The sequence below is a fragment of the Allomuricauda sp. NFXS6 genome, from assembly GCF_040148835.1.
In the GTDB taxonomy this organism is placed as follows: Bacteria; Bacteroidota; Bacteroidia; order Flavobacteriales; family Flavobacteriaceae; genus Flagellimonas.
Window position 1 is genome coordinate 143628 of the sequence record NZ_JAGEMG010000002.1, and the last position, 18311, is coordinate 161938.

An 18311-nucleotide genomic window follows, 5' to 3' on the forward strand; every position below is an offset into this window, starting at 1 on the left:
ATTTGTATAATCGGAATAAAAAAAAATGTATCTTCCCGACTGATACTTAACATGCACAGTAACTAAATTAACTCTAATCCATAGCAAATGAAAAAACTTATGTTTGTTTCCCTAATGCTGATGGGTTTGGCAACTTATGGTCAGACCACCGTACAGGGAAAGGTAGTTGATGAAAATAATGAGCCCATACCTGGAGCCAATGTGGTTTTAAAGGGCAAAGCAGAAGGAACCACTACGGACTTTGATGGAAATTTTACCTTTAATACTGATGAAGAACCCCCTTTTCAGCTTCAATTTTCCAGTATTGGTTTCTCGGATTTTACAGCAAATGTAACTTCGAACAATCAGACACTTACGATTACACTTTCGGAATCCAATACCATGTTGGACGAAATTGTGATCTCCGCTTCCCGAACTCCGGAACGTATTTTTGAATCACCTGTATCCGTAGAGCGATTCGGTCTCAGGGAAATCAAGAATACCACAGCGGAATCTTTTTATGGTGGACTTCAAAACTTAAAAGGTGTAGATATCAACACCAATAGTTTAACGTTTCAATCCGTAAACACCAGGGGTTTTGCCACTTTTGCCAACAACCGGTTTTTACAGTTGGTAGATGGTATGGACAACACCGCGCCTGGACTCAACTTTGTTTTGGGTAACCTTGTGGGGATGTCGGAACTGGATGTGCAGAGCGTAGAGATTCTTCCAGGAGCCTCCTCAGCACTCTATGGTGCTGGTGCCTTTAACGGTATCCTATTTATGACCAGCAAGAATCCATTCGACTTTCAAGGAATAAGTGCCTACTTTAAGGCAGGTTTTACCGATCAAGAAGCTGCAGGAAGTAATTTTTACAAAGATTTTGGGGTGCGCGCCGCCCATGCCTTTAGCGATAAATTAGCTGTAAAAGCAAACTTGTCTGTGCTTAATGGTGAAGACTGGCACGCGAACAGCCGAGTGGATTTAAACAATCCAGGTGCCGATCGTTCCAATCCAGCATATGATGGATTGAATGTTTACGGTGATGAGGTTTCCACTGTTTTGGATTTTGATGCAGCTGCTGGATTCCCAACAGGAACTGTAGGTTCGGCAACAATTTCCAGAACTGGTTATGACGAAGCCGATTTGGCCAATTATAACGCCGAGAGTGTAAAAGCGGATTTTGCGCTGCACTACAGACCTTTTGCAGATGATTTGGAGGTAATCCTAAATAGTAGAATCGGTAGAGGTACCACCATTTATCAAGGAGCCAACCGCTATGCCGTAGCAGGATTCACTATGCAACAGCATAAACTGGAAATCAAAAACGATAACTTCTTTGTAAGAGGGTATATCGTTTCAGAAAACTCGGGTGATGCTTACGACACTCGCTTTGCCGCCATCAACGTGAACAGAGCTTGGAAGTCCGACACACAATGGTTTACTGATTATGCAGGAGCGTACATACCAACTTATTTAGGAGGAATTCAAGGTGCCGGACTTACTCCAGAACAAGCCTCTGCCCAGGCACATGTTGCGGGTAGGCAGGCCGCTGACCAAGGAAGATTGATTCCGGGAACAGCTGCTTTTGAAAGCACGTTCAATAGAGTGATTAACGATGGGGATTTAACTACGGGCGCAAAATTTATCGATAAAACAAAATTCCGTCACGTAAATGGTAACTACAATATAGCCCACTTGATTAATGATTGGGCGGACATCCAATTAGGAGGTTCTTTCAGGGAATACGAATTGAATTCCCAAGGAACCATTTTCACGGATATTGATGGCCCCATCAAATACAATGAATACGGAGCTTACCTTCAAGTACAGAAGAAATTTTTGGACGACCGTTTAAAATTTACAGGTTCGGCACGTTACGATAAAAATGAGTTTTTTGATGGATTTGTTTCTCCAAGAGTATCGTTTGCTTATACCTTGGGTGAGGAAAGAAACCATAACCTTAGGGTTTCCGTACAACAAGGTTTTAGAAACCCGACCACACAGGACTTATTTATTGGATTGAATGCTGGCCGAGCCATTTTGGTTGGGTCAGCCCCAGATAACTTGGATAGAGATGTGCGTACGTTCGAAGTCAGTGAAAGTGGTCAGGCCCTAACGGGTCAGTCTACAGTGCAAATTGTAGGTCGCGCAGCTTATGAAAACGCCTATTCAACAAGTTCGCTGCAAGCAGGGGCACCCGAGGCAGTGAATACTCCCCTTGTGCAGCCAGAGGAGATCACCGCTTACGAGGCGGGTTATAGAGCTCAAGTGGGTAGGTTTACCATAGATTTGAGTGGTTACTATAATAGCTACACCAACTTTTTGGCGAATACAACAACTGCCGTTCCTTTTTACGGTGAAGCAGGAGATGGAGGTCTTTCTTTGCTAGCAATCCAAAACGGGGATTTTCAAGTATACCAAACCTATACCAATTCCGAAGCTGACATTAACTCCTTTGGGGGAACCGTTGGTGTAGACACCAAACTTGGAAACTTTGATCTTGGGGTCAACTATACCTTTGCAGAATTGGATATTGATGAAGGAAGATATCCAGATATAAGAACCAACTTTAACACACCAAAGCACAAGGTAAAAGCGTCTTTCGGGAATGCAGAACTATTCAAAAATTTTGGTTTCAACGTAAACTACCGTTGGAGCGACAGTTACTTCTGGGAAGCTTCCTTTGCAGATGGAGACGTTCCAGCGTTCACTGTATTGGATGCGCAGATAAACTATTCAGTTCCATCAATGAAATCTATTTTTAAATTGGGTGGATCCAATATTTTGGGAGACGAATATTTTACGGCCGTAGGTACCGGTTTTATCGGTTCCATATACTATTTGTCTTGGACGATAAATCCCTAAGCAACAGTATGCAAGAAAAACGAAAGGCGTTGGGTTTTCCAACGCCTTTTTTCTTTAAAAAAAACTGAAATCGGTTTCTGAATAAAAATGTAAAAGCATATCTTTGCAGCCGAAAAAATAGCGGTCAATTTCCGCGTATTCAATTAAAAATAAACATACTAATGTCTAAAGTAACAGGTAAGGTTGCCCAAATTATAGGCCCGGTCATTGATGTTGAGTTTGAATCAGGGGTAAAGATCCCAAGAATTTATGACTCCCTTGAAATAGCAAAAGCAGATGGCTCAAGATTGGTTTTGGAAGTACAATCACACATTGGTGAGAATACCGTAAGAACCATTTCTATGGACTCTACCGATGGTTTGAGTAGAGGGGTAGAGGTTGTAGCTACCGGAAATCCAATTCAAATGCCAATTGGCGAAGATGTTTACGGACGTCTTTTCAATGTAATCGGTGACGCTATCGATGGTTTGGAGGAACTGCCTAAAACTGGAGACAATGGACTTCCGATTCACAGGGATGCACCAAAATTTGAAGACCTTTCCACTTCCACGGAAGTACTTTTTACAGGTATCAAGGTAATTGACCTTATCGAGCCTTACGCCAAAGGAGGTAAGATTGGATTGTTCGGTGGTGCCGGTGTAGGTAAAACCGTATTGATTCAGGAATTGATCAACAACATTGCCAAAGGCCACGGTGGTTTGTCCGTGTTCGCAGGTGTTGGGGAACGTACTCGTGAAGGAAACGATTTGCTTCGTGAAATGTTGGAGTCCGGTATTATAAAATACGGAGACGATTTCTTGCACTCCATGGAAGAAGGAGGATGGGATTTGTCCAAAGTAGATAAAAAAGCAATGAAGGAATCCAAGGCAACCTTTGTGTTCGGTCAGATGAACGAACCACCGGGAGCACGTGCTCGTGTGGCATTGTCTGGATTGACCATTGCCGAGTATTTCCGTGATGGGTCTGGAGAAGGACAAGGAAAAGATGTTCTTTTCTTCGTAGATAATATTTTCCGTTTCACCCAAGCAGGTTCAGAGGTATCGGCACTATTGGGTCGTATGCCATCTGCGGTAGGGTACCAACCCACATTGGCAACAGAAATGGGTGCCATGCAGGAAAGGATTACCTCAACAAAAAGAGGTTCCATTACTTCCGTACAGGCAGTTTACGTACCTGCGGATGACTTGACGGATCCGGCACCAGCGACAACATTTGCCCACTTGGATGCGACTACCGTACTTTCCCGTAAAATTGCGGAGTTGGGTATTTATCCTGCGGTGGATCCTTTGGATTCCACTTCAAGAATTTTGACACCTGAGATTTTGGGTAAAGAGCACTACGACTGTGCACAGCGCGTAAAAGAGTTGCTGCAACGTTATAAGGAGCTTCAGGATATCATTGCCATTTTGGGTATGGAAGAACTTTCAGAAGAAGACAAATTGGCCGTAGGTAGAGCAAGACGCGTACAACGTTTCTTGTCTCAGCCATTCCACGTAGCGGAGCAATTTACTGGTATTCCAGGGGTATTGGTGGACATTAAGGAAACCATCAAAGGATTCAATATGATTATGGATGGTAAATTAGATCACCTGCCAGAATCTGCGTTCAACCTTAAGGGGTCCATTGAGGAAGCTATTGAGGCTGGAGAAAAAATGTTGTCCGAAGCGTAAAACAGTTAAGGGTTAAGAGTTCGGAGTTCTGAGTAACTCTTAACTCATAACTCGCAACCTGTCTGCCGTCAGGCAGGCTCATAACTAGATAAAATGTATTTAGAAATAGTATCACCCGAAGCTACGCTATTCTCAGGCGACGTAACCTCAGTTACCGTGCCAGGTGTAAATGGCGAGTTCCAAATGTTGGAGAACCACGCACCTGTTGTTTCTTTGCTGCAAAAAGGGAATGTGAAGGTGAGAGGCAATATTACCATAGATGAAGCTTTTGCCGATAAATTTTACAAAGGAAAAAATGGAGAGACTGTTTTAACTATTACAAGTGGAACAGTGGAGATGAAAGACAATAAGGTAATCGTATTGGCCGATTAAAATAAATGAATTCATTCACAAAAACGCCGCTCCATTGGAGCGGCGTTTTTTATTGTAGCATAATGATGTGCCATTTCTTTTCTTCTAAACCCTAGCTTCCAGTTGATAAATTATTCCACTTTAAGCCATTTTTTTCGTTGTTCGAGCATCTTTTTGGATGGTTCTTGTTCTTTGTCTTCCATCAAACTAAAAGAATAATCTGGACTTGGTATTAATACCATTTCGGTAGTTTTGTCATTTCCATATCTTTTGAATTCTACCTGCAACGGCTCCCCTATACTGAACTGCTTCAAATAGTCTTCAAACTTTTGGTCTTCGACAAAGGGTTTATCGTTGACACTCAGGATGACATCGCCATTATCCAAACCGGCCTCATAAGCAGGACTGCCCATTTTTGTATTTCTTAGAATCATATAGCCCGATTTATCCGCGCTCATGGACACATACGCTCCAAAATAGGGTTCTGACTTAGGTTGTTCCAAAATTACCCCTACCGACTCCATCAGCGTTTTGTAATTGGGCATTTCACTTTGGTAGATGTAGTTGTTGAAAAAATGGTCTCCAAAAGTTTCACCAGCATATTCGTTTAAGGTATTATGCAGGTTCTCAATGGTGTATGGAATTTCAGTGACACCATATTTTTTCCAGACTAGTTTCATAAAATCATCCAGATTCAAATTATTTTCACGAAGGGATAAATCTAAAGCCAGCCCCAAAACACTTCCGTAGGAATAGTAAGAAATAAACATATTGTCCCGATTAACGGGGTCTACCGAGGTGGCGGCATCCACAAAGGGCGCTTGGAAACTCATTTCAATGGGATTAAAGAACTGCCGTGCAGGCGAGTTCCAAACATAGTTAAAAGTTCCAGCCAAACCTTCCACATATTCTTTGGGGGAAGAAAGGCCTGCTCTGCACAAAATCAAACCTGTATAGTAGCTGGTAAATCCTTCGGCGAACCAAAGCGCTCCACTCATATTCGCTTCTTCAAAATCAAAGGGTTCCAAAGTTTTTGGACGAATACGCTCCACGTTCCAAGCATGGAAAAACTCGTGGGATACCGTCCCGATATTTCGCTCCATTCCACCGTTTGCCAAGCTTCGAGTGCTTGTCAAAATAGTAGAATTTCGGTGTTCCATCCCATCTCCGGAAGCATTTGGGATATAGCATGCCAGAAATGTATAGTTGTCATAATCAAAATCAGGCAGTTCTCCATAAACTTCTTTTTCGGCCAACACCACCTTTTTCACTTTTTCAAAATATTCATCGGCCTCTTGTTCGGTTCCATTATGGTGCAGCGCCAGATTGATGGTTTTTCCGTCAACTTCAAAAGAACGAAGCATATAGTTGCTGATTTCTGTAGGGCTATCCATAAAATAATAGAGGTTCGGTGCCGAATATGTAGTGCCGGAAACCAAAGGAAGCTGTGTTGCCACTTTCCAATCCAAATCTTCACGAACATCAAAAGTCACTTCTATTCTACGCGCGCTCAGCTTGGGAGAAAACATAAAAGTCGCAGGAATATTCAAGTGGGCATGTGTTTCATCCACTTGGGAGTAGGTGCCGCCACCGCGGTTGGCAAACAAAATATATTTAATGTTGATGGTGCCATCGTGCCCGCTTACTTCCCATGCATAGGGATTGGGACGGATAACGGTCAATGCGTTTCCTTTGCTATCTGTAGCTTCAAAACCATAAACGTTTTTCGCAAATTCATGCAGTGCATAGCGACCGGGGGAGGTTCTGCTCATCCGAAACTCCACAGTATCCGAGGTTAAATCTGGAAAAGTAGCTTGGATAACGGCTTCGTGGTGGACGGCATTGTCAAAGGAAATTTCGTAAGTATTCGTTTGGGCCGTCATCCATAGCCCGGTAAATAGTGCTAAAAAAGAAAGGGTGAATTTCATTTTTGGAATAGGTTTAAGAGCAACTAAGATACTGTTTAATCCCCGTAAGTGCTACATTTGTGCTATGGATAAATTTCCTAAGAAGCTGGCAGCTAAATTGTGAAAACACATGGAAAACAATGCAATGCGAAGCCTTTCCAAGCCTGGTAGACTGATTGATTTTTCTTCCAACGACTATTTGGGAATGGCTAGAAATGGAGAGCTAGAGCAGAATACGTTGGATTTGCTCAAAAAATATATGAAAGCATGAAAACAGAATTTTATACACTAGGCTCGTTTGAGTTTCCCGCGGACGCCATAGTAATTAAGGGTAAGCTGGAGGCAGAAGGAATTCCTGTGTTTTTAAAGGATGAAAACACCATAAATTCCGACCCTTTGATCAGTGCTGCTCTTGGAGGAGTAAAACTTCAGGTATATTCCAGTGATAAAGAAAGGGCCAAAGAAATTTTTGACGAAGTCCGAAACTATGCTACGGACGAATTTGGAAATCCAGTAATGTGTCCAAATTGTAAGGCCACAAAGTCTGAAATTTATTATTCCCGAAATACTGTGTTCTATAAGCTGTTCCCCTTTTTTGAGCCCAGAAAGTACCAATGCATGAAATGCAATTTTATTACAAGGCCTGCTCGCTGATTATTTGTTACTGGAATCATTCTAACCGTTGGTAAATAAGTCCCCTTCCAACCGTCGCCGTTAGTTCATAATGCTTTTCTAGGTAAGCATCAATATAGGTGTTGTAGTTCACCAATTTTTTATCAAAGATTTCTTTTCCCTTTCTTGCCACTAATGTTTTTGGCTGAATAACCTCCAGAATATACCGGAGCTCTTCCATTCCTGTATTTCTCGGATTTTCCATATAGGGAAACATTTCTTCACGGGTAATGTTGCTAGGGTGTGTTGCTGCTTTTGTGGGTGGTTTTTCACCCAATACCCAATATCCAATATGGTATTCGGTAAAAAAAATATTCTTGGTCTCCAGATTATGTTCTGTTATATACGCTGGTACTTCAATACCTTCTCCATTAAAAAAGGTTCCTTTTTTTATTTTATTGGATATGATATTGCCATATTCCAGATATGATTCCATGGGTATCAAAATCAAAAAAGTAATGATTACGGGATGATACCTCTTTTTTAAAGAAGGAAGTTTGCCAATGGCTATTCCCAAGGGAATCAAAATAAAGGGATAGAGTTGGATTAAATAATGACCGTTTACTTTGCCCGCCTGCACGTAAGAGATTAAGATTCCTGCCACAACAACGGTCAACAATTGTAATTTTTTTGATTTCCAATCAATCAGTTTCAAATAGAAACCGGTACCGAACAGGATGGCAATGGAGCCTACATAGGGCAATGTTCTCCATGGTGAGTGGAATTTACCTTCTGAATAGGCCAGAGGCGCTTCAAAAATGGATTCCCAGCAAATTTGGATATCGCCTTGAAGGTAATAAGGCAATATGGTGAATGCAATGGTCACGAAAAAACCTATGCCCATAAAAACCAAATTGACAATGTTCTTGAAAATTTGTTTTTTGTGAAACCCTTTGTATAAAAAATATAAGCCTAAACTCAATACCGGATAGGCCATGTTCAATTTTGTCATCACCGAAAGCCCCAACAAAAGACCGGAAGTAAAAAACCATTTTCGGTCATCCTTCAAAAACAAAATGTATAGACCCGCAACAAAAAAGAAAGTACAGATATGTTCGGACATTACCCCTTGTAGGCTACCAAATAAACTTTGAAAAAAAACACAGAAAATGGCCACCCAAAACGCTATTTTTTTGGAAGTGATTTTTGCGGCAATTCCATAGGTGAACAAAGCCGTTAAAGCAACAATAAGAGAACCAAAAAGGCGTATGGCGATAAAACTCTTTCCAAATATTTTAATGATGATGGCAAAAAATAAAAAAGTCATCGGAGGCTTAAGGTCCCATAGTTGTGTATAGGGCAAATGTCCATTGGCCCAAGACTGTCCCATAATAATAAAAGTGCTCTCGTCACGATCAATATAATCCCTAAAAAAGAAGGGAAAACGAATGATGATGGCCAGGACAACCAAAATAAGCAGGACTGTTTTCCAATCAAGATTTTGAAAGCTAAAGGAGCGGAATTTTTTAAGCACGGTTGTATTAAGCTTTTTGGCCATTAATTATCATCTTTGCAATATAGATAAATTTGAATGTTTTGAGTGATTCCGCAACAGCTGAAAAACTATCGGAAAGGGATAAAAAATATCTTTGACTCAACATAAGACAAGTATTAAAGAGGTTGTCTAAAAGGTAGGTTTTAGTCAACCTGAACTTGTTTCAGGTTCTCATAACAATTGGTTTTATCATTATGATGAGATTCTGAAATGAATTCAGAATGACGCATTTCAATATTTTTTAGAGACCCCCTTTATTTTAAGCTGCTACTACCTGCAGATAAGCTTGTTTTAATTTTTTCATTACAATTTCTAGTTCTTCTTCGTTTAGATGCCCAAATCCAAAACGAATGGCGCAGGTGTTTTTATTTTGATAGAGAATGGTTTTGGGTAAGAATAAATCCAACTGCTCTGCTTTTTCGGTTAATTTTATTAGAGATATGGGAGTACTAAATTGTAACCATATGGCAAGTCCTCCAGAAGGTATTTGCCAATCAAGGATGGTGTTAAAATAATGATTTAATAAACTGCATAAAACTTCTCTGCGTTTTTTGTAAGTAACGATATTTTTTTTCTTGAGCCGGTATATTTCTCCTTCGGATATCAATTCAGAAAGCATTTGTTCCTGTATTAAATCTCCTTGGGTATCCAATAATTGTAAGTAATTATTGGCTTCGGTAATTACTTGCTCTGGAGCAACGACAAAACCCGTATGAAAACTCGGAAATAAAGACTGACCCAGTTTGCCCAAGTAAATAACGTTTCCATCGGCATCTGCACTTGCCATGGGTAACATGGAAGATCCTTCAAACTGAAAATCATGGTCAAAATCGTCCTCAATTATTGCAAAACCACAGGTTTTGGCCAATTGTAGTAATTGTAGCCTCCTTTTGGTGCTTAAAGTTATTGTTGTAGGGTAGTCCCTGTTGGAACAAACATATATGCAACGAATGTTCTCTTTTACAAAGTGTTCTTTTATAAACCCAACATCCAATCCCTCTTCATCTACGGGCACGGTTTTTATTTTTGCGCCAGCTTGCTGAAATATCATATTGGCCACATAATTGCTCAGTTGTCCAACCAGCACCAAATCTCCGGGATGAATCAAAACTTGCGAAACAATATACAGACTCATTTCTGTACTTCGTGTATTCAATACATTGGATGGTTTAATATGGAAACCCCGAGTTACATTTAAGTAGTTGCAAAGTTGCGTACTAAAAATTGATGGGGGTAATGCACTTGTTCTATTCCATTTATGGATTAGTGGCTTTCGTTTCATTGCAGCACTATACCACCTAGAAAATTGGTGTACGGGATGTAAACGCAAATCGGGCTTGCCATCACTTATAGCATATTTAGAAGAAGTTTCTTCCTTAGTAGATGCAAGGTGAAAGGATTGCTGAAATGGGAATCCTGGACTTTTTGGATACTCGTATGCCTGATTGATGTGCTGCGTACTTGCCTTTATTTTTACATTGGAATCTTCCGGAACCACCACAAAAGTTCCTTTATTGGGAATAATGTTTACCCATCCTTGCGAGGCCAATTCATCATAGATGGCCACGGCAGTATTGCGGTGGACGTTCAATAACTCACTTAAAACTCGTGTCCCGGGTAATTTGATGCCTTTTTCCAAATAGCCTCGTTGTATGGCGTTCATGATTTGCTGTGTCACTTGCACGTATACAGGCTGTACAATAGACTTGTCTATGGATACTAGCTTGACCAACAAATCAAAAACCGGACTATTCATTGTTTTAAAAGTGGACTAGTTTAATCGTCCGGAAAGTTAGGACTTTTGCAGCATTAATTTTAAGAACTTACGTTACAAGCTTAAATAATGAAGAAATCAATTTTATTTTCTGCAATTTTACTAGTGGGTGCTTTACAAGCACAAGCACAACAAGACGATGCTGTTAAGGTAGATTCGTTAAGCGAAGTTGTAGTGACCGCAAACAGAATCAACCTTCCATTTAAAGAAAATTCTAGAACTATAAACATAATCACCTCTAATGATATTAAAAATAGTGCAGCGGTTAATGTTGCGGATTTATTGCAACAAGTTGCGGGCGTAGATATTAGAAGACGAGGCACGGGTGGTAGCCAAGCAGATTTGTACATAAGAGGTGGTGGTTTTGACCAAACCTTACTATTAATAGATGGCGTTAAAATGGATGACCCGCAAACGGGTCACCATACCATGAACGCGGCTCTGCCATTAGAAGTGATAGAAAGAATAGAAATTATAAAGGGCCCTGCAGCAAGGGTTTTTGGACAAAACGCCTTTACCGGAGCCATCAATATCATCACAAAAAAGAGCTTGAATAATTCCGTTTCCTTAAACGTAGAAGCGGGTTCTTTTGGCCAATTAAATGGTAGTGTAACTGCTGGTGTGGATAAGGAAAATTCGTCTCATATCATACATGTTGGAAGGGTAACATCTGAAGGTTATAGAAATAACTCAGATTACGATAATGGCAATTACTTTTTAAAAAGCACTTTTAATAAAAATGCACAGCCTATTGTAATGACAGCTTCTTTCTTGGAGCGCAATTTTGGGGCCGAGAACTTTTACACCACCAATCCTACGTTCAATGAGTACGAAGAAACCCAAAACAGCCTTTTGGCATTTTCTACCACCTTTAAGAAAAACAAGCTAAAAATACAGCCAAGAATCTATTGGAAACGTAATCAAGACTTGTTTCTCTTGAGACGAAATGATCCCAGTTTTTTCAGAAACATGCATATTTCCAATAAGATAGGCATGGAAACCAATGCTTCTTATGCATCTAAATTAGGAATTACTGGTTTTGGGGTGGAACTTTCTAAAATATATCTTAGAGGCAACAACTTGGGTAACCGAAACCGTTTTATGTCCAATGTGTTTTTAGAACATCGTTTTAGCATTGCAGACAACAGGCTGGATATTACTCCTGGCGTAGCATTAACCTATTTTTCAGACTTTAAGTTTCGTGCTTTTCCTGGATTGGATATAGGGTATAGCCTTACCAATAATTTTAAGGTATATGGTAATGTTGGTTACACCTATCGTATACCAACGTATACGGATTTGTTTTACAATGATCCGGTTACCAGTGGTAATGCAAACTTGGAACCGGAAGAAGCTTTTGCACAGGAATTGGGCTTAAAGTATACCACGCCCACAATTAATGCTAGCATCGCCGTATTTAATAGAGATGCTGACAATCTAATAGATTATATAAGAAACAATGTTACTGAGGATGTGTTTGTGGCAACAAATATTACAGAGGTAAACACCAAAGGCTTGGAGTTAGACGCTGCTTATAATTTTAAATTTAAGGACTATACCCAAACCGTAAGTGTAGGCTATGCTTTTTTAGATGACAATATTTTAGACCAAAACGAGGAATTATCCCGTTACTCTTTAAATACGCTAAAGCATCAATATACCACACGCTTAAGCACCCAATTGTTTAAAAATGTACGTCAGAATATCATATATAAGTATGCAGAGCGTACAACGGGGCAAACGTATAATGTTTGGGACGCTTCATTGGCGATCAAAGTGAAGCAGGCAGAGTTTACCATTACTGCAAGCAATATTTTCGATGCGGATTATATAGAGTCTGGATTTGTTCCAATGCCGCCAAGTAATGTGCTTTTCGGTCTGCGCTATAGTTTTAAATAGGCGTAACAATCCATATGGGATACCAAAAAACCAAAATGATCCAGACCTGGGCATAAAATTGGAAGGAACGAAGCGGCCAAGGAGAAAGGTAAATTGGTCTCCAAAGATTAAGTTCGCCATCCATTTCAAATGCTTTTACTAATTTAGTGGTTTCAAATTCCTTGAAATTTTGAAGCTGAATCTTGAACAGATACCTCGGGAGAAAACCCTTTCCAAGAAAGAGTTCCTCCAAAAATATTTCAAGCCCCAAAAACCTGTCGTCATTGAGCGGTTTATTGAGGATTGGCCAGCATATTCCAAATGGAGCTTGGATTATGTTAAAGAGGTGGCAGGAGACAAGGAAGTCCCTTTATATGATGACCGCCCTGTAAAACACGATGAGGGTTTTAACGAACCACACGCCAAAATGAGGCTGGCCAATTATGTGGATCTACTAAAAAAAGGGCCTACCAAATACCGTATATTTCTTTGGAATTTGCTTAAAGAAGTTCCTGAATTACAAGAGGATTTTTCCTATCCAGATTTTGGATTACGGCTCATGAAGGGATTGCCCATGCTTTTTTTTGGCGGAGAGAACTCACATACGTTTATGCACTACGATATTGATTTGGCCAATATTTTTCATTTTCATTTTGAGGGGAAGAAGCAATGCATCCTTTTCTCCCAATCGGAAACTAAATTCTTGTACAAGATTCCATACTCCTTGATTACGCGGGAAGATATCGATTTTGCCGATCCTGACCTTGATAAATGGCCCGCTTTACAATATACCAAAGGACATATTGCACATTTGGAGCATGGTAACGTTCTCTACATACCCGAAGGGTATTGGCACCATATGAAATACATTACCCCTGGATTTTCTATGAGTCTTAGGGCGATTGCACGAAAGCCGAAAAATTTTGGGAAGGCAGTCTATAATATTTTGGTAATGCGACATTTTGATAATTTGATGCGCAAGGTTAAGGGTCAAGAGTGGATTGATTGGAAAAATGAAAAGGCTGTGGAGCGAACACAGAAATTATTGCTTCAAGAATAGAAGTGCCTTTATTTGATAAGCTCATTGGCCTTTTCATATACTAAATGGCTTTCCCACCCTCGATAAAGAAGATAGTCCGCTAATTTTTTCTTTTTTTTGAAGGTATTGGTCTCCTTAATTTGGCTCAACCTTTTTTTGGCCAAGGCATCGAAGGTTTTCAAATAGTCCTCGTTCTGGATTTCTTCGAGGGCACTTTTAATGTTGTAAGCAGAAATGTCCCTAAACTTCAGTTCTCGTACAATCCTGTTCGACCCCCATTTTTTTATTTGGAATTTACCTCTGGCAAAAGCTTTGGCAAATCGTTCCTCGTTCAGGTAATTTTCTTGGATCAGATGTCCCACAATCTGGTCGATGGCCTCTGGAATCATGTTCATGGACTTCAATTTGTCCACGACCTCTTTGTGGCAGCGCTCTTGGTAGGCACAGTAATGTTCCATTTTAGCCGTAGCCTCCTCAACTGAATAATATCTTTTTTGGGATTCGTAGGTTGCCATTTTCCTAGTTTTTGCCAACAACCATGGTTGCTTCGGTAAAAGTAAATACCGTCTTACCATTTTTGGTTTCGGTTTGAGCATCCCCCTCTTGCGCGGTGTAACCATCATCTGGTAACACAACTTGAATTTTCCAATCAGGTTGTGTTTGTGTGATTTTGATTTGATGGCCGCTTTCCGATTGACTGCGCCATATCGAGATGATGTTATCCCCAACCTTAACATTTTCGAGGGCAGCGTTGTCCCACTCTTTGGGCAGTTGAGGCTCAATCACTACTGTTTTTTGGTGCGCCAGAGGTTTGATTCCAAAGAACTGGTTTACAATGGGCACGGCAAAGGAATAAATGTTCCACGCTTGGGTAATCATGCCATAGTCGGGAGAAACCTCATAGATACTTCCAGGTAATGCGTAGCTAAAGGAACGGGACATTCTTTTTAAATAATCCAAAGCTTCATTTGGCCTGCCATAATTATTTTCGGCTACGGCTTGGACACCGGTGGGCAATGTCATTACGGCACCGGTATAAGAAAATACCTTACTTCCCTTGAAGGAGCCGGAGTCATCACCAGCTGTCTCATCGCGATCAATACCTGTGACGAATACCCCAAAAGGATTTGTAAATTGTTTTGCGTTGTCCAAAGCCACTATTGCTTTGGTAGAATCGGCTATACCCATTTCCATGGGAGTGTTTACTACCCAATTGTGGTAAAGAACAAAGGGTCTGGGCTCGTTCGATGGATTGCTCAAAATTTGTTTTTTAGTAGTTTCAAGTTCTTCAATTGCCCATGGTTTGTTGAGCGTATCTGCCCTGACCAAGGCATCTTCTATTAATTTCAGGGCCTGCTCGTCCGTTCCAATAAAATCTGCATAGGATTGAAAGGTTTCCGACCAAAATTCAGTGTTTATTTTCTCCTTTAGCTGATCCGCCAATTTCCGATACTCCCTGGCCAATTCAGTTTCGTTCAACTCCCTGGCCATAAGTGCGGCATCGGCAAAAGCTCTTTGCGTGTAAGCAGCAACATCAATCATTTCACTGTCGAGACCGTGTATTTCCATCATGCCAAAACCATCAGGAAATAGATTTTTATTGTCATCGTTTTCCTCCAATAGCCATTTCAACCCTTTTTTTATCGTTGGAAAATATGTTGCCAGAAATTCTTTATCGCCGTTCCATTTATAGATTTCCCATATCAATGATGCAAATTGAGGAGTTTCATTAATATTTCCTTTATTGAAAACAACACCGTTTGTAGACATTTCGTGAAGAATTCTTCCATTGCTATTCACCGCCATGGAAACACTGTCCAAAAGCCGGATTGTTTGCTCCACAATTTTATCTTGACCAATGGCCATATACCCTTTAAGTGCATACTCGCTGTCCACCCCAAAATACCAGGGATAATCAGGTATACCTGCACCAATCCCCGAACCAATCTCGGGAATCGTTCGTACAAGCCAGTCACAATTATACTTGAGCCATTCAAAGGTGTCTTGTAGGTGTTTGTCCGGTATGGTAAGCTTGGATTGGTTCGCGAGTTCCTTGTAACGAGCTTTTTTTGCTTCGGCCATAGGAACAAAGTTTTCTAAAATATTGTTGTAGGTGTTAATGGCATCTGTACGGGAATCGTATGAGCCGGCTATGGCAATATTTAAGGTTTTCTCAGATTTTGCCGGAATCGTAACAACAAATTCAAGTGAATTGGAGACACCATTGGGTTTCTCGGAATTTTTAAGTTCATCAGAAGAAATGGGTCTTTGGTCCGATCCAAAAATAGTGTACCAAGTATTTACACTATCCTTAACTATCCAATAGTTGTCATGGAAAGCCGCTGAATCTTTGGAGTCCACCATATTGGAGCGCTCTCCCAGCCATGTTGGCCGCAAGTTGGTATGACCAGTAAATTTTACGTTGCCATCAATTTTTTTGGTATTGTTATTTTTGATGACAAACTGGATTAGAATGCCCTGAACGCTATCAGGTACAAATTGAATCCGCTCAATAATAAGATCTTCTTCTTTAAATTCGAATAAATGTTTGTTTGCGTACGGGTAGTTTACAAACTCAGAGGCCTTGCTCAAGGCCAAAACTTGACCATTCACAACCATTTCGACATCAAAACCGTCCATAAGTTTTATAGGGTGGTTCCAGATACCCCCCATTTCTCCTTTTATATGCCAGCCTAGAGCAGGAAAGGTTCCATCTTGATGGCCAACCATGTATACCCTGTTGCCAGCGGTAACATAAGGGGAACCCAAGTAGTTCTTTTTACCTTCTATTTTAGTGGAATCCTTTAAAAGGTTGTTCAAAGACTGTTCGGCTTTTGGGGAACATGCCAAAATAAACAAACTGAATAGAGTGGATAATAGTTTTTTCATGGTAAGGATGTTGTATACCAAAAGTACTGTTTTGCACTAAACTGGTAAAAACAAAAAAAGCGACCCCATTTCTGGAGTCGCTTTGTATTATGGGCGTATTGTTTTGCCGTCCTTGTCCTTAAAACGATATTCAAGATATTTGTAGGCATCCCTAGGTTGTATCTTAATCCATTTCTTATAGGTTTTGAACCATTTGGAACGGATAGAAGGGAATCCTTTGGTAAGGTATGCCGCAATAAACGGATGAATGTTCAATACAATTCCGTTGTTCTTGCGTTCCGGCTTAAGGATTCGCTCTAAATCTGACTGAATTTTGTCGATTAATACAATTGGAGCTTCAACTTCGGCCCCTGTACCATTTGGGTTTTCCTCACTGGTTTTGATATTCATTTCCGGACGAACCCTTTGCCTTGTAATTTGTACAAGACCGAATTTACTGGGTGGCAAAATCTTGTGTTTTGCCCTATCGTCCTTCATTTCGTCCCTAAGGTGGTCAAACAATTTTCGTCTGTGGTCACCTTTGGTCATATCAATAAAATCTACCACAATTATTCCGCCCATATCGCGCAAACGCAATTGTCTTGCAATTTCGGTTGCGGCCAATAGGTTTACTTCAAGTGCGGTATCTTCTTGGTTTTTCGCCTTGTTGGAGCGGTTGCCACTGTTTACATCTATTACGTGCAAAGCCTCGGTATGCTCTATGACAAGATAAGCCCCGCGGCTCATGGAAGCTGTTCGGCCAAATGAAGTCTTGATTTGACGTTCTATCCCGAATTTTTCAAAAATCGGGGCCGAACCGGTGTACAACTTTACAATGGATTCTTTTTGAGGTGCAATTTCATGCAAATAATCCTTGATCTGGTTGTAGAGTGTTTCTTCATCAACATGAATTCCGGTAAAGGAATCGTTGAAGACATCCCTAAGGATGGATGACGCCCTGTTCAGTTCCACCAAAACTTTGGATGGATGTGACGCCCGCTGCAATTTCTTGCACATGTTTGTCCATTTGGAAAACAAGTTCTGAAGATCTTTATCCAGCTCTGCAACCTTTTTGCCTTCTGCTACGGTACGTATGATTACTCCAAATCCCTTGGGCTTAATACTTTTTACAAGTCTAATAAGTCTGTCCTTTTCTTCCTTGCTCGCTATTTTTTGGGATACCGAGACTCTATCGGAAAAAGGCACCATGACCAAAAAACGCCCGGCTATGGAAAGCTCAGAGCTGATTCTTGGTCCCTTTGTTGATATGGGTTCTTTTACTATTTGTACCAGTAGTGACTGATTGGCTTTTAGCACATCGTTAATGCTGCCATTCTTGTCAATGTCTTTTTCAAACGGAAAATTTTTCAGGGAATAATCTTTTAGTTTCCCTGTTCTAGCTTGTTTAATGAATTTCAACATGGAAGACAGTTGCGGGCCCAGGTCGTGGTAGTGCAGGAACGCATCTTTTTCATAACCTACATTGACAAATGCTGCATTTAGGCCTGTAACGGGTTTTCTGATCTTGGCTAGGAAGATATCCCCTACGGAAAAGTTGTTGTTGTCTTCTTCTTTGTGTAATTCTACTAATTTTCCATCCTTTAGTAAGGCAAAATCGACTGCATCGGGCGTAGATCTTACTATTAATTCTCTATTCACCTGAATCGATTTTTATTTATCCCACATGAATTTTGGGATAAATGATTAAACAATATATAGTATCGGTTATTTTTCGAACCGATTGAAATTCGTTTCTTGAATCTCTATGTCAAAGAACGTAATTGGGTAAAACGAAAAAGTAGTTGAAACA

Annotated in this window: 13 protein-coding genes; 7 read left to right on the forward strand and 6 right to left on the reverse strand. The window is 40.5% G+C overall.

Annotated features, from left to right (window positions below):
- Positions 1-87 precede the first annotated feature (87 nt).
- The 3 genes from J4E06_RS03945 to J4E06_RS03955 all read left to right on the forward strand — a co-directional run bounded on the left by J4E06_RS03945 (position 88) and on the right by J4E06_RS03955 (position 4889).
- Positions 88-2847, forward strand: a complete 2760-nt coding sequence (locus J4E06_RS03945) for a TonB-dependent receptor (protein ID WP_349522741.1) — start codon at positions 88-90, stop codon at positions 2845-2847.
- A 161-nt stretch (positions 2848-3008) separates the two neighbouring features.
- Entirely contained in the window at positions 3009-4517 is a 1509-nt protein-coding gene (gene atpD, locus J4E06_RS03950; RefSeq protein ID WP_349522742.1) for a F0F1 ATP synthase subunit beta, read from the forward strand.
- A 93-nt stretch (positions 4518-4610) separates the two neighbouring features.
- Positions 4611-4889, forward strand: coding sequence for a F0F1 ATP synthase subunit delta/epsilon (locus tag J4E06_RS03955; protein WP_349522743.1), 279 nt, complete (start codon positions 4611-4613; stop codon positions 4887-4889).
- 110 nt (positions 4890-4999) lie between these two features.
- On the opposite strand, the gene J4E06_RS03960 is transcribed toward J4E06_RS03955, so the two are convergent.
- A complete protein-coding gene (locus J4E06_RS03960) occupies positions 5000-6796 on the reverse strand; it encodes a M61 family metallopeptidase (protein WP_349522744.1) in 1797 nt (598 codons plus the stop codon).
- Positions 6797-6905: 109 nt separating this feature from the next.
- On the opposite strand from J4E06_RS03960, the gene J4E06_RS03965 reads away from it, so the two are divergent.
- Positions 6906-7046 (forward strand): hypothetical protein, encoded by a 141-nt coding sequence (locus tag J4E06_RS03965; protein ID WP_349522745.1) that lies wholly within the window; start codon positions 6906-6908, stop codon positions 7044-7046.
- On the forward strand, positions 7043-7429 hold the full coding sequence (locus J4E06_RS03970) for a putative signal transducing protein (protein WP_349522746.1): 387 nt from the start codon (positions 7043-7045) through the stop codon (positions 7427-7429). Before J4E06_RS03965 ends, J4E06_RS03970 begins: the two co-directional genes overlap by 4 nt.
- Positions 7430-7445: 16 nt before the next feature.
- Here J4E06_RS03970 and J4E06_RS03975 read toward each other — a convergent pair whose 3' ends face one another.
- Positions 7446-8945, reverse strand: a complete 1500-nt coding sequence (locus J4E06_RS03975; protein WP_349522747.1) for an ArnT family glycosyltransferase — start codon at positions 8943-8945, stop codon at positions 7446-7448.
- A gap of 256 nt (positions 8946-9201) precedes the next feature.
- Positions 9202-10698, reverse strand: coding sequence for an aminotransferase-like domain-containing protein (locus J4E06_RS03980; RefSeq protein WP_349522748.1), 1497 nt, complete (start codon positions 10696-10698; stop codon positions 9202-9204).
- 87 nt (positions 10699-10785) lie between these two features.
- Here J4E06_RS03980 and J4E06_RS03985 point away from each other — a divergent pair, with 87 nt between their 5' ends.
- Positions 10786-12615 (forward strand): TonB-dependent receptor plug domain-containing protein, encoded by a 1830-nt coding sequence (locus J4E06_RS03985; protein WP_349522749.1) that lies wholly within the window; start codon positions 10786-10788, stop codon positions 12613-12615.
- Between the two features lie 169 nt (positions 12616-12784).
- The gene (locus tag J4E06_RS03990) at positions 12785-13654 is read left to right on the forward strand and encodes a cupin-like domain-containing protein (RefSeq protein WP_349522750.1); all 870 of its coding nucleotides are present in this window, start codon (positions 12785-12787) and stop codon (positions 13652-13654) included.
- Positions 13655-13662: 8 nt separating this feature from the next.
- On the opposite strand, the gene J4E06_RS03995 is transcribed toward J4E06_RS03990, so the two are convergent.
- From J4E06_RS03995 to J4E06_RS04005, 3 genes are all read right to left on the reverse strand, one after another.
- Positions 13663-14148 (reverse strand): regulatory protein RecX, encoded by a 486-nt coding sequence (locus J4E06_RS03995; RefSeq protein ID WP_349522751.1) that lies wholly within the window; start codon positions 14146-14148, stop codon positions 13663-13665.
- A gap of 4 nt (positions 14149-14152) precedes the next feature.
- Positions 14153-16522 (reverse strand): amylo-alpha-1,6-glucosidase, encoded by a 2370-nt coding sequence (locus tag J4E06_RS04000; RefSeq protein ID WP_349522752.1) that lies wholly within the window; start codon positions 16520-16522, stop codon positions 14153-14155.
- An 87-nt stretch (positions 16523-16609) separates the two neighbouring features.
- Positions 16610-18160 (reverse strand): Rne/Rng family ribonuclease, encoded by a 1551-nt coding sequence (locus J4E06_RS04005; RefSeq protein WP_349522753.1) that lies wholly within the window; start codon positions 18158-18160, stop codon positions 16610-16612.
- Positions 18161-18311: the final 151 nt, after the last annotated feature.

Coding starts and splice junctions, on each gene's coding strand:
- J4E06_RS03945 (WP_349522741.1), top strand. CDS start 88: ATGAAAAAACTTATGTTTGTTTCCCTAATGCTGATGGGTTTGGCAACT.
- atpD (WP_349522742.1), top strand. CDS start 3,009: ATGTCTAAAGTAACAGGTAAGGTTGCCCAAATTATAGGCCCGGTCATT.
- J4E06_RS03955 (WP_349522743.1), top strand. CDS start 4,611: ATGTATTTAGAAATAGTATCACCCGAAGCTACGCTATTCTCAGGCGAC.
- J4E06_RS03960 (WP_349522744.1), bottom strand. CDS start 6,796: ATGAAATTCACCCTTTCTTTTTTAGCACTATTTACCGGGCTATGGATG.
- J4E06_RS03965 (WP_349522745.1), top strand. CDS start 6,906: ATGGAAAACAATGCAATGCGAAGCCTTTCCAAGCCTGGTAGACTGATT.
- J4E06_RS03970 (WP_349522746.1), top strand. CDS start 7,043: ATGAAAACAGAATTTTATACACTAGGCTCGTTTGAGTTTCCCGCGGAC.
- J4E06_RS03975 (WP_349522747.1), bottom strand. CDS start 8,945: ATGGCCAAAAAGCTTAATACAACCGTGCTTAAAAAATTCCGCTCCTTT.
- J4E06_RS03980 (WP_349522748.1), bottom strand. CDS start 10,698: ATGAATAGTCCGGTTTTTGATTTGTTGGTCAAGCTAGTATCCATAGAC.
- J4E06_RS03985 (WP_349522749.1), top strand. CDS start 10,786: ATGAAGAAATCAATTTTATTTTCTGCAATTTTACTAGTGGGTGCTTTA.
- J4E06_RS03995 (WP_349522751.1), bottom strand. CDS start 14,148: ATGGCAACCTACGAATCCCAAAAAAGATATTATTCAGTTGAGGAGGCT.
- J4E06_RS04000 (WP_349522752.1), bottom strand. CDS start 16,522: ATGAAAAAACTATTATCCACTCTATTCAGTTTGTTTATTTTGGCATGT.